This window comes from Pseudomonas sp. JZ134 (genome assembly GCF_051027695.1).
In the GTDB taxonomy this organism is placed as follows: Bacteria; Pseudomonadota; Gammaproteobacteria; order Pseudomonadales; family Pseudomonadaceae; genus Chryseomonas; species Chryseomonas luteola.
Genome location: NZ_CP069250.1, coordinates 2,336,733 through 2,349,767, shown reverse-complemented (window position 1 = coordinate 2,349,767; position 13,035 = coordinate 2,336,733). Strand labels below are relative to the sequence as shown.

General features: G+C 56.7%; 7 protein-coding genes. 1 reads left to right on the top strand and 6 read right to left on the bottom strand.

Annotated features, from left to right (window positions below):
* Positions 1-1,686, top strand: a complete 1,686-nt coding sequence (gene bcsG / locus JQR86_RS10935) for a cellulose biosynthesis protein BcsG (RefSeq protein WP_125887964.1) — start codon at positions 1-3, stop codon at positions 1,684-1,686.
* Positions 1,687-1,734: 48 nt separating this feature from the next.
* Here the strand turns inward: bcsG and JQR86_RS10930 are convergent, their stop codons facing one another.
* The 6 genes from JQR86_RS10930 to bcsQ form a co-directional block, all read right to left on the bottom strand.
* Positions 1,735-2,775, bottom strand: coding sequence for an NADP-dependent oxidoreductase (locus JQR86_RS10930; protein WP_434153569.1), 1,041 nt, complete (start codon positions 2,773-2,775; stop codon positions 1,735-1,737).
* A 132-nt stretch (positions 2,776-2,907) separates the two neighbouring features.
* Positions 2,908-6,363: a cellulose synthase complex outer membrane protein BcsC gene (gene bcsC / locus JQR86_RS10925; RefSeq protein WP_434153568.1), complete on the bottom strand. Its 3,456-nt coding sequence runs from the start codon at positions 6,361-6,363 to the stop codon at positions 2,908-2,910.
* Positions 6,351-7,454, bottom strand: a complete 1,104-nt coding sequence (gene bcsZ / locus JQR86_RS10920) for a cellulose synthase complex periplasmic endoglucanase BcsZ (protein WP_434153567.1) — start codon at positions 7,452-7,454, stop codon at positions 6,351-6,353. The genes bcsC and bcsZ overlap by 13 nt, the downstream gene beginning before the upstream one ends.
* Positions 7,455-7,459: 5 nt before the next feature.
* On the bottom strand, positions 7,460-9,715 hold the full coding sequence (bcsB, locus tag JQR86_RS10915; protein ID WP_434153566.1) for a cellulose biosynthesis cyclic di-GMP-binding regulatory protein BcsB: 2,256 nt from the start codon (positions 9,713-9,715) through the stop codon (positions 7,460-7,462).
* A gap of 2 nt (positions 9,716-9,717) precedes the next feature.
* Entirely contained in the window at positions 9,718-12,306 is a 2,589-nt protein-coding gene (gene bcsA, locus JQR86_RS10910) for a UDP-forming cellulose synthase catalytic subunit (RefSeq protein WP_289927499.1), read from the bottom strand.
* Entirely contained in the window at positions 12,303-13,034 is a 732-nt protein-coding gene (gene bcsQ, locus JQR86_RS10905; protein ID WP_122042768.1) for a cellulose biosynthesis protein BcsQ, read from the bottom strand. Before bcsQ ends, bcsA begins: the two co-directional genes overlap by 4 nt.
* Between the last annotated feature and the right edge of the window lies 1 nt (position 13,035).

The following is a 13,035-nucleotide window of genomic DNA, read 5'->3' as shown; positions in this document are numbered from 1 at the left end:
ATGACCGATAGACCACTGCTGCCGCCGCCCACCGCGCTTCAATACTGGCGAGGGTTGGGCTTCTGGAATTATTACTTCCTCACCAAATTCGTGCTGGTCTGGCAAGGCCTGCTAAATTTTCATGCGTTGGAGAATTTGGCCTTTGCGGCTTTTCTGTTGGTGCCGCTGCCGCCGGTATGGCTGCACCGTCTGAGGCATGTCGTGGCGATTCCCATTGGCGTGTCGCTTTATCTATATGACACCTGGCTACCCCCTGTCAGCCGGCTCTTTGCCCAGTCTGCTGAGATATCGGCGTTCAGTTTTGACTATATCCTTGAGCTGGTAGGGCGGTTCATTAATACTTCCTGGCTGGCCGCAGGTCTCGTTCTGTTGGTGGGGTACCTGTTCTTCAGTCAGTGGATACGTTTCACGGCGGTAACGGTTGTAGCCTTGGTAACGATTCTGATGGCTGGCCAGACAACCTTCTGGCGTTCATCAAACCCTGCCGCGGGACCAACACTTGTAGACGTCCCAACCACGACTGTACAGCCTGGAGGACAGGCGTCGCCTGTGCCCAGGCAGGTGGCGGGCGGAACGGTAGAGCCAACCGATGCTAATCTCAATGCAACACTCAGTGATTTTTATACCCATCAGAGCACTCTGGTCAGCCAGTTCCCTCCAGCTCTAGGTAGCGACGCGGCCCCCTTTGACGTGCTGATCCTGAATATCTGCTCGTTGGCCTGGGACGACATGGAGGATGTCGGACTCAGCCAGCATCCGCTCTGGAACAAGATGGACGTGCTGTTTGATGACTTCAATTCGGCCGCTACTTACAGCGGACCAGCTGTATTGAGGCTGCTTCGAGCGAGCTGCGGCCAGTTGCCTAATGCCGGGTTGTATCAGCCTGCCAGCAAGCAGTGCTTTCTCTTCGAAAATCTCAAGCAGTTGGGTTTTGACGAGGCCATGGTCATGAACCATACCGGTCGCTTCGATAATCTGATCGGGCAGGTCAAAGACAACGGTGATATGCAGGCGACTCTTTTCCCGTTTGGGGACTTGCGGCCCGTCATGACGGGCTTTGATGGCTCGCCCATTTACCGTGATGGACAAGTGCTCTCCAAATGGTGGCAACAGCGACTAGACAATGCGTCAGCGCGCGAGGCGATGTTCTATAACACAATCTCGCTGCACGACGGGAATCGGATCATTGATCCAACGTCCGGCAAGACGGTCACGGCAGAATACAAGCCGCGTCTGCAAAACGTACTAGATGACCTGAGCGGATTTATTGATCGCCTCCAGGCTTCTGGAAAGCCGGTTCTGCTGGTGATCGTGTCCGAGCATGGCGCCGCATTGCGAGGCGATCTCATGCAGATCAAGGGAATGCGAGAAATTCCAAGCCCTACCGTGACGCACATTCCGGCCGGCGTCAAACTCATCAATGCCAAGGCGACGTTGAGTGGGGCGCCTGTTCATATCCGTACGCCTGCCAGCTACTTTGCGTTGTCGGAATTGATCAATCACTTGGTGGATGGCGCTGCCTGGAAAAATCCGAATTTCGACCTGAATGCCGTTATTACTAGCCTGCCGCAGCTGGATCATGTGGTGGCGGAAAACGAAGGCAGTGTGATGATGCGTTTCAACAACACGCATTATTTGAGGCTGGATGGTAAAAGCTGGATCAAGTATCCGGAGCGGGGGAAGTAAGCGAGAAAGGCCAGTCGTAATGTACGGCTGGCCTTTCTGGCGCTAGCTTCAGTCGTTGCCGACCCGGACGACCAGCTTACCAAAGTTCTTGCCTTCCAGGAGGCCCGTAAACGCGTCAGGAGCGTTTTCCAGACCGTCCACGATCTGCTCGCGGTACTTGATCTTGCCTTCGCTTATCCAGGGCGTCATGTTTTCCAGGAACTCACCGTAACGGTCGCCATAGTCCATGGTGATGATGAACCCTTGCATGCGAATGCGCTTGTGCAGGAACGTAGCCTCCAGCATCGGGAGGCGATCCTTGCCGTCCGGCAGATCCTTTGGATCCTTGTTGTAAGTGGCGATCAGACCGCACACCGGTACGCGTGCCTTGGTGTTCAGGAGAGGCAGAACCGCATCGAATACCTTGCCGCCTACGTTTTCAAAATACACGTCGATACCCTTAGGGCAGGCCTTGGCCAGTGCCTCGGCAAAATGCTCACTCCGGTGGTCGATGCATTCATCAAAGCCCAGGGCTTCTACAGCATGCTGGCATTTTTCAGCTCCGCCCGCGATGCCTACAACGCGGCAGCCCTTGAGCTTGGCAATCTGTCCCACCGTCGAGCCAACGGGACCGGTGGCCGCGGCAACCACAACGGTTTCACCCTCCTTGGGCTGTCCAATATCAAGCAGCCCCATGTAAGCAGTAAAACCAGGCATTCCAAGAACGCCCAATGACCAGGAGGGATGCTCCGGGTTATCGCCGAGCTTGTTGAGACCATCGCCATTGGAGACGGCATAATCCTGCCAGCCATTAGCAGCTAATACCCATTCGCCTTCCTTGTAATCCGGATGTCGGGAGCTTTCCACGCGGCAAACCGTGCCTCCCACCATCACATCGCCCACTTGCATCGGATCGGCATAAGATTTCGCATCGCTCATCCGGCCCCTCATGTAGGGGTCGAGAGACAGGTAGACCGTGCGCAGCAATACTTCACCGTCTTTTGGCTCAGGGCGAGGCTCGCGCTCCAGACGAAAGTTCTTTTGCGTCGGTGCGCCTTGCGGGCGCGAGGCCATTACGATGCGGCGATTTTCGTTTTGGGATTGGGTCATGTCTCACTCCTGTGGATCATCCAGGGTCAGCGCTGTGCCTGTTCAACGAGAGCAGGCGGGCTGTTGGTTACAGGGAAGGGACTGACCCAGATGCCCAGGGTTCCTGAAAATCTCTTTCAGGCTGGCCTGGGTTTAATTAAACTGTGCATATTCCTGAAGTGGCTCGGGCGGCATCCTGAGATCGCCTTCCCAGGGAGCAAAACTGTAGCGCAGGTACACGAGTGCCTGGTTGGGTTTGTAGTCACTCCCCACGGAGCGCTCGATTCCGGCAGACGTACCGATGAACCAGTTGGGCGAAAGACGACGCTCCAGCGAAAAGCTGGCTCGATAGCCAAGGCCTTTGCTGCGGCCTCCCGTCAGTACAGGATTTCCTGCTTCGCGCTGCCAGGCGGACTTTGTCGGGAAGTAATCCGCATCATCCTCTTTCACCCACGAGTAGCTGGCTGATGCTTCGGCGTAAAACGACCAAGCATCCCAGCGTTGCGCAAAGTTGATCGGGACAGAGTAGGACAGGTATTGCTGTGGGCTATAATAGCCTCCCTGGCCGAACGTATAACCGCTCAGGTTTTCCTTGAAGTGCCAGTACATGACGTTACTGCCAACCCGCAGGCGTCGATTGGGCTCGTCGATCAGGCGAAAGTAGATTCCGCTCATCAGGCGCAGGCGATCATTGCTTTCCACGTTTTTACCAGTCAGACGATGAGCCTGCAGGCTCGACCAGATGCCATAGAAGCCGCCCTGGTCGTAGCTCAAACCAAGCGATACCCCATTGGTGCGGACGCCACCCCAGGTTTTGCCTGTGCGAGGGTCTTCAGTACCTGCATAGGCCAATAAGGACGTGGACAGGGCGCGGCGGGAAATATCCATTGTCCAGCCAAGGGGCTCAAGATCACCGCTCAGGCGTACGCCCCCTACGATATCCTGTACTGGAAACCCCAGCGGCGTAGTACCTGCGTCCCATTGGGTGTCTTGCCCACGCCAGCCAACAGCCAGGCTGGTACCTTGAGCTCGTTGGTTGATATGCCCGCGACTGCATTCCTCACGGGTCTGGCAGAGGGCGACACTTCCAAAGTTGTTCTGCTCAAGAATGTTTCCCAGGCTGCCATTATCCATCGTAATGGTTTCCGCCCGGAAAAAGCCTTTGCCATCCCTGAGGGGATGATCAGCTTCAAAGCGTAGATCATCGGCCTTGAGGTCCGATATACCCGGTGTGCCTGAACTGTCCCATGCGTCATACTGCAGTGTCGCAGTAGCGGTCTGCTGTTGATAAAGCTCAGCGGTATCGCTGCGAATGCTGCGTTTGAGCCAGTCGTCATCAGGTTGTACTCGGGTTTGCCAGGTGAACTGCGCATCGTTTTCGCCCGGATCGCCCATGTTGCTTGTGCGCATGGCCTGGCGATAGCGATCAAGCGCCAGGTCCGGCTGTTGATTGCGCCTGGCGAGCCGCGCCGCGTCGCGCCATAGGAGCGGATCACGGGTCTCGACCTCCAGCGCGGCATTCATGTAGGCAGCGGCTTTCTCCGGCTCTCCCAATTCCGACCACAAATTGGCCATCCGACGTTGTTGTCCTGCAGTGGCTGCTTTGGAGGACAGCTCGGCCAGTTGGCGCCGTGCCTGGATATCAAGGCTCTGCTGATGGGCAAGCTCTGCCAGGCTGAGTCCGGCTTCTATATTGTCAGGCTCAAGTACCTGAGCTGCACGGTAATAACGTTTGGCCTCGTCAGGATGTCCACCTAATACCGACCACTCGCCCAGCAGGAGAGGAATACCCGCTTCCTTGGGAAAGCGCGTACGTGTCTTTTCAAGCAGGGCGGTCGCATCCTGGGTGCGGCCCTGATTGTTTAAATCGCGCGCTTGAGCCAGGGTCAGGCCATAATCCAGTCGATAGGCAAGGCTGTGCATATCCTCACTCCACTGGTTGGCCGGGACTTGTCGCAGGCTATCAAGTGCCCGTTGCGCCTGGTCCTGACTGTCGAGAAAGAGCGCATGGGCATACCGCAGGACCGGATCAGTGGAGCGCTGACGCAGCTGATTTGCAAAGGCGTCTTCTGCCTTTGGATTACCCAGTGCTGCGCGCGCTCTGGCAAGGTTATAGGCCAGCCAGGGATCCTGCGGCTGCAGCTCAAGGGCTTCTGTCAGCTTGTGCTCAGCGGTTGCCCGTTGACCTTTGGCGGCATGGGCATCGGCCTCGCGCGACAAGATGTTCGCCTGAATCCGGTTCAACTCAGGTGTATAACGTTGACGCTGATCCTGGGGAAGGGAGGCGATAAGAGATTTGGCCGTGTCGATCTGGTTTTGCTGAAGGTAAAGGTTGATGAGGCCCCGTAGTGCTGAACCGTTTCGACGGTCATAGGCCAGCGCCCGCTTGTAGGTCTGCTCGGCTCTGTTCGTATCACCCTGCGCTGCATAGACATCGGCAAGGCCCGTCAAGGGCTCTACGGCGCGAGGTTGCAGTCTGGCAGCGTTCTGGTAGGCCTTTGTCGCTGCAGTGTAATTGCCTGCACGCAATGCAGCATCCCCGTCATTGAGGGTTGCCCAGAACTGGGCTGTTGCAATCAGGCTCTGCCATTGGGCTCGCTGGTCGATGTTCTGCTCGTTGGCCAGGGCCCGCTGGTAAAAGGCTAACGCTTCCTGATGCCTGCCTTCCCGTTGCCGTAGTCTTCCCAAGCTGCCTAAAGCGTCAGAATCATTGGGGAAGCCCTTGAGGGCCTGCTGCAAGGCGCGCTCGATAGCAGCATAGTCCTGTGAGTTTTGCTCCAGAAGCTGCTGCGCCCTTTGCTTGGCTCTGAAAGTCGGGTTTGCCAGCAGTTGCTGCTGCGCGGCTAATCCCTCTCGGGCAATAGGAGCTGCATCCGGGTAGGACTCAAGGTAACGCTTCCAGAGCGTGACAGCCCTATCTTCAACTGGCATTCGCTGAAGCTGGTCCAGCCATACAGCAGAGGCGCCTTGGCGGGCGTAGGGGTCTTGGCTGAGCTTTTCCAGATCTTTGTAGGCTTCTGGATCATAACGATTCAGATCGAGGCGCTGTCTGGCCAGCGCCAGCCGATAGTTGCCACTTTGTGGATAGCGGTTTACCAGCGACTGAATTCCCTGTAGGGCTCTGGTATGACCCTGCGGCGTATTGGCAACCGCTTGCCAGTATTCCAGCTCGTATTCCGGCGACGGCAGGCCTGGCTTGAATAGCTCATCGTATAGCTTCAGGGCTTCGTCATAGCGCCCCGCCCGCGCGAGCAGCCTGGCTTGAAGAAGCTGCGCTTTTTTTTGTGGCTGGTCGAGTTCGATATCAAGCCGTACCAGACTCAACGCCTGCGAACCTGGAGCAACCTTCTCCAGATGTTCCAGTGCGGCCTGTGCTTCCTGCGGCTTGTTCTGTCTTAGTCTTAGGCGGGCAAGGGCAGCCAAGCCTTCCGGATGATCAGGTGCCACTTTGAAGAGGCGGTAAAGGCTGTCTTCGATCAGGTCATCTTTGTTACGCGCCTCGCCAGCCCTGACCTGTGCCATTAGCCGATCCTCCGGCGTAACGGGCCCCTCGGCCTGGGCCGACAGGCTAACCAATAGAAGAGACAGCAGAACAATCAGCGTGGGCATGCAGCGGTATCCGGCAACTGCAATTCACCATGAACGTTGAAGCGGAAGCGACCTTCTTGCCAGCCTCGTCCAAACAGCGACAGGACATTGCCATAATAGGCATCTGCCTCGAGCGGCTTCTGCTTCAGACGGGTTAGCTGAGCGTCGAGAGCCGCCTTGTCACCCAGGCTTGCCAGAAGCGGAAGTACAGCCGCCGAGAAGCCTAAAGGCCCTCGGTTTTGAGTGGTCCCTGTCTCGGCATTGACCTCTTCGGGCGGGTAGCCCCGTTGCGAGACATAAGTCTGCATGGGCTGGAAGCGCGAAAGCAGGCTGTCTCGACCGGCTGACCCAGGTGCCTGCATACCCGCCCACAGGTAGACGCGAATGGCATTATAACTGCCTTGCCAGTTGCTCCGCTCGGAGCCATGCCAGGCACCTGAGCGCCAATCAATCCAGTCAGGTGCAAAGCCTTTGAGCGCGGTTTCGTTCAGCAGTCGCAGCGTAGGGGCAATCATGCCTTGCCAGGGGCCTTCCGGATGCTTGTATGCGAAGCTGCTGAGCAAAAAGAGCGGCGTGTAGCTGGGGTTTAGCGTCCAGCTGTCATCGTCGGTAAAACCGACCGGGGCGGGCAGAAGCACCGGACCAAGCCCCTCAACCCGCGCGACTTCCTGCTTTTCGATCTGCTGCAGAAGCCGATTGGATAACGTCTGGTAATTGTGAATCCGCCAGAGGCGTGAGGCTTCTTGAAGGCTGTAGGCAATCCAGAGGTCGGCATCAGAGGCGGCGTTGTCATCCAGTATTTGAAAGTTGCCGTTTTCCGCTCGCCCCCAGAGCCAGGCGGGCAGGTGTTTGGAAAAGTCTCCCTGGCTCAGGTTGCCCTGCGTCCAGTTGACTAAACGCTGAAACGTGGTTCGGTCACCTGCCACCAGGGCGAAAAAGAGCGCGTAGGATTGCCCCTCCGATGTCGTAATTGCGCGCTCGTCGCTGCGATCAATCACCCTGCCATTTTCGATGAACCCGCGCTTGAAACTTTCCCAAGCCGGCCACTGGCAGGCAGCCGAGACGGGGCTGGCGAGACTGATCAGGCAGAGGGAGGCAAGCACTTTTTTCATAAAGGTTACTCCTGTTCCTGCAGGCGCCGGCGCGCCAGCCAGCGGAGGACATTCCAGAGCAGAGCAGCCAATATCAGTGTGGTCACGATTGCAATGAATGCCAGTAGCAGCGGATGTGCGGACAGGTGATACCAGAGAAGCAGCCACCAGGGCAGGCTGCCTACATAGTAAGGCTCCCCTACGATATGACTGTCGATCCGGTCTCCGCGGAAAAGACTGACGGACCCAGTGACATCCTCAAGCCCGGTATTCTGGCTCAAGGCCTCTTGCAGCTGCTGATAGCTGTTTTCGCCATAACCCATCAGAGCGACTACGCTGCGCGAGCTGGCGTATGGGGATTCAAACCCGACCAGCGCCGAGATCGGCCCCGACGACAACGTCTGCAGCTGTGTATCTGCCATGGCAGATCCAGTGTCCTGTAGCGGTGACTCAAGGCGGGATGTCTTGCGGTTGGGCAGCATGAGCGACGTTCGGGTCTCATCCACGAACGCTGTCATATTCTTGTCCAACTCGGTCCGAGCCTGCTCGGGAATTTCACCTATTATCAGAACGTCGCGTTCGCCTTTCTTTATGGTTGACCAGTCATCACCAATGAAGACCTGTGTCGCGGGATAGCCTGTAATGGCCCCCATGCGTCCCATCAACGTAAACAAAAGGCCTGTCTGTTCCGGCGTTGGCTGCGAGGGCATCATTACCTGCGTCTGGGATAGATCGGCAAGGCGAGTAAAGGGATATCCGGCACTGACAAAGGCGCGTAGATCGGGCATGGCCTTGTAGTGATAGAGCGAAGAAAAATCAATGGTCGAGTCCGGATCGATTGCGGCCTGAACATTGAGCGGAAGCGTCGTGGTGCAGCTGGTATTGTCGCCATTGGCCGGGAAGGCGCCGAAAGAAAAATCAAAACGCAGCTCATTGCGAGCCCCTAGCTTGAGTGACGGCACTTGAAAGCCGGTACTGGTCCCTAGCAGATTTTCGTTAAGAATCGGCAGATTAACACCGCCCATGCTCTGGTTGGCATTCTTGCCCAGCGTAAAGGCCTTGATGAACTGGTTGTTGGCGTTGACCGTCAACAGGGCCGTATCGTCACGGAGCGGGGGCGTGTAGCGGTATTTAAGATCCAGCGGGATACCGCGATTACGCCACACGAACAGGTCCGGCGGAATATTGAACGCCAGCGTAATCGGTCGCGGCACCATGCCGGTGACTTCCAGCTGATTGGGATAATCCATTAGCTCGCCCAATCGAGTAGGGCGATCCAGTGAAACCCAATTTGGGGCATCGTAGGGTTGGCGGGGTGCTAGAGTTTGCAGGAAGTCCACGGTAGTGGATTGTCCGCGTAGCGTAACAGCGCCCAAGGCGACGGCTTTCGCTGCGGTCAGCAGGTCGTTGTCGTCGCGTCCAAGGATCAATAACAGCTTTCCATAAGGATTTTGCGGATTCTCGACAATCTCAATGGTCGGTGCTGTCACCTCCGCATGGCCTTCAATCAACGCAGGCAACTGTGCATTCGTTGCAAACACAACGGCATTGCCTTGGATGGGCAGGTGTCCAAAGGAAGTCGGGAAGCTGGCGCCTCGCCAGCCGCTCAGCGTTCCAAACCAGGACGCCATTACTGCCCCAGCAGTCTGCTCGGCACTGTTAGGCCGATCTGCAAAGATGAATGGAACGCTCAGGGGCGTTGGGTCGCGTTGATCGAAAAAGGGCTCTGGTAATTTGGATAAGTCATTCTGGATCTTTAGTGCCTGAGTGCTCAGGATCAGCTGGCTTTTCGCGCTGAAGTCAACCCATAGGCTGGAGTGCAGCGGGTCTTCGCAAATGGGGGCATAGTGGCCAACCAACTCAAAGCGCACGTTGTTGTAATCAGAAATAAACTGGGCATCGAGCGGTAGATCCCGCGTGATTTCCTTGCCCAGATCCGCCTGATTGATAGGCAATACCCCCATCAATTCATTGTTCAGATAGACCTTCAGGTGCGACTGCACCGGAATCAGCGCCGGCGAGGGGGTATACACCAGATGGAGTCGAGCGCCTGTGACGACCTCATCGCTACGTAACCCGAACGATGCGTAGAGATTTCTCAAGACATTACGGGTCGTCAGGTTTCCCGCTGATGAGATCTGATTGAAGCCCAGCTGCCGCTCCTGTACCGGTGGGGCAACGGGTGTCGTGTTGGGAGCAGGCGCAACCGTAGGCGCCGCGGTAGTCCAGGGGGCGCAGGCCAGCAGAGCCGCTGCGATGAGAAAGCGGATTACGCCTTTCATGCTTATCCTTGCTGTTGTGTTCGTTTTGGCGGTAGGACAGGGGTTACAGGTATGAACGACACGAGTTTCTCCACCAGCCACACCGAGCCCTTGATAAGAGGACGGGAAAGCCTGGGGGAGTGCTGCAGCATGCGTTTATAACCTGATAATCCGACCCGGATAATGGCCAGGATGCTGCGTAGCGGACTGTCTTGCACGAAACTTTCCTGCCATTGGGCCCAAGTGTCGGCACGTGCAAACGTACACTGCACAAAATTGATGCGTGTCTGAACATCCATCGGATCAAGCTCTAGCCCTGCTACCCGGCCTCGCTGGTTCCGAACGCGAGTGGCAAAGCTGTACTCCTCAAGGCCGCGCTTTAGTTGCAAAAAGATCTGCTCGTCCGACTTGAGGTCCAGCTCTGGCGGCAGCTCCAGTCCCACACCGCCGTCGGAGTAGTCCGTCAGCGTACATGCATAAACGTGGCCGCCCGTCAGGCGTATGGCGGCAGGTAGTCTCAAGTCGACGCGATGGGTGCGACGAACCTGACGAACTTCTGCGGCAACTGCAATGGCGCCTCCGAGGATAATCAGGTTATAGACGGTCCAGAGCATGCTGATGATGACAGTGCCTTGTTCGACGGCTGGGCCGGTAACGTAACGATAGACACCAAACAGCAGGCCTACCACATTCAATCCAGCCAGGAACAGAAAGGACTTCGAGATCGTCCAGTCAAAGACGTTTTCCTCAACCAGTCCCCCTTTAGCCGTTACGTTGAATTTACCCTTGTGCGGATTGATCAGCGCCACTGTGGTAGGCCGGGCGATGTACCAGGACAGCACCGTCTCGTAGATCTCGCTCCAGAAGGAATAACGGTACCGACCCTGGATGCGCGAATTGGTAATGCTGGCATGGGCGATGTGAGGCAGAACGAACAGCAGAATCAGCAGCGCCGGGGCATACAGGATATACGCATGCAGGATCAGGAAGGCCAATGGTGAAAGCAGGTAGATGAGCCTAGGCACGCCAGCGAGAAAATGCAGCATTGCGTTGCAGTAGCAGAGTCGCTGGGGAAGCGAGAGGCCTTTGCCCATCAGCGGGTTGTCCAGTCGGAATATCTGCACCATACCCCGAGCCCAACGAATTCGCTGGCCGATATGGGCTGACAGGCTTTCAGTAGCGAGTCCTGCCGCCTGGGGAATACGAATATAAGCGGACGTCCAGCCGTTGCGGTGCAGACGCAGGGACGTGTGGGCATCCTCGGTTACGGTTTCCACGGCGAAACCACCAATGCTTTCCACGGCGGTGCGCCGCAAAATGGCGCAGGAGCCGCAGAAGAACGTGGCGTCCCACATGTCGTTTCCGTTCTGGACCAGACCGTAAAACAGGGTGTTTTCGTTCGGCGTACGCCGGAAGTTACCCAGGTTGCGCTCGAAGGGGTCTGGCGACAGAAAATGGTGAGGCGTCTGCATAACGCCCAACTTTGGGCTTTTCAGGAACCAGCCCATGGTCATCTGTAGAAAAGAGCTGGTCGGAATATGGTCGCAGTCAAAGATCACCAGGAAATCACCTTTGGTGACTTTCATGGCCGCATTCAGATTGCCTGCCTTGGCGTGGCGATTATCCGAGCGAATCAGATAGTGCACCCCAACTTCCGCAGCAAACTGGCGAAATGACTCCCGTTTACCGTCATCAAGAATGTAGATGTTCAGCTTGTCTTTTGGCCAGTCGATACCCAGGGAGGCCAGTACCGTCGACCGAACGACAGACAGGTCTTCGTTATAGGTGGGAATATAGATATCGACCGAAGGCCATTCGGCAATGTTGAGGGGGAGCGGATAGGGCTTGCGATCCAGCGGCCAGATTGTCTGGAAGTACCCAAGGATCAGTACCAACCAGGAATAAGTTTCTGCCAGCAACAGGAGCAGGCCGCAGATGACATCCAGCGGATTTTCCCAGTTCAGCGTCTGCGTATAGCGCCACCAGAAATACCGACACGATACAAGCAGCGAAAGGATAATAAGCGCTAACGTCGGGAAGCGCCCCGGCATCTTGCGAATGACCATTGCCAGCGCCCATAGCATGGCGATAAAAACGATCTGCTGGCCGATCTCGAATGGCTGCGTTACGCAAAGCAGCAAAAGCGGCGTGGCAATAAGCGCAAAGGCACCACCTAAGATACATTTCGTTCTAACCGAAAGAGACGACCAGGTCTCTTCTTTCAGCGTAGCGAGTGGCAAACGTTCCGGCAGACGTGCGGCTGAACGATAGAGGCGACGCCGATGTTCAAGCAGGGCAGGAAAACGTTGGAAACCCTTGGAGAGAGCAGCCAGGTAATCGGGACCTTTGCCATTGACGGGCCTGACCAGAATAAGCCAGATACTTTGCATGACAGTTCTGAGAGGATTGCCCAGGCGCCGCGTGGATAACTGAGGGTACAGCGCACGCCAGTTGATAGCGACCCATTGCCAGGTGGGGCGCTCGAATCGCAGGAATGTCCAGCCCAGTAGCCACAATGCCGTCATCAGTAAGGCAACCGGCGCGCGATGGCGCTCGCGGCTCTTGTGGTAGTACAGCGAAAGCCAGGATTTGGCAGCCGGTGCCAGGATCATGTGGCGCCTGCCTGCGCCACGCTCCATGTAGCCAGCGAGAGGAAGTTGTGGCTGGCCAGAGAGGCCGGAGCGCTATCTGCTAGCGGCCGCTTCAGGGCCAGGGCCTCGCGTACAGCTTCATCCTCGTGGATGATGGTTGAAATCAGTGTCCTGCCCAGGACCAGGCGCCAGAGTTGTATGAGATCCCGAGAGAGCTTGTAAGCGGGTTGGTAACGGTTCACCAGCCAGAAGCGGTTGGGTGTATTCAGCTGCCCCACCAGCGACTGCTGATTGATCAGGGCATGGCAGGCGGGATCGGCCTGCACGATTTGAATCCATTGCAGGTCCGTAATCTGACCTAGTGCCTCGCGAAAGCTCGAGTGCTGTGGCACGTCGAAAATCACATAGGTATCGTCCGGCATCGCAAGTGCGCGCAGGGATGTGGGCAACCAGTCTGCAGCCAGCTCATGTAGATGGGAAAGCGAGGTCGGACGACCAAAGGGCAGCAGCCAGATGTGCTCCTTATAAAGGAAAGCGGTGCTTTGCCAGGGGTAGCCTTCGGCGAGAGCCTGTGCCCATCCGGCATCCTCTGTAACGGATAAGCCAAAGTGCAGTCCCAGTAGATTGCTGGGGCAAAGATCAATCAGCAGAACATGCTTCTGTAAGGTGGCTAGACTGGCCGCCAGGCCTGCGGCTACTGAGGTGGTTCCACAGCCGCCCCGTATTCCCTGGACGGCTATAACGTGCATA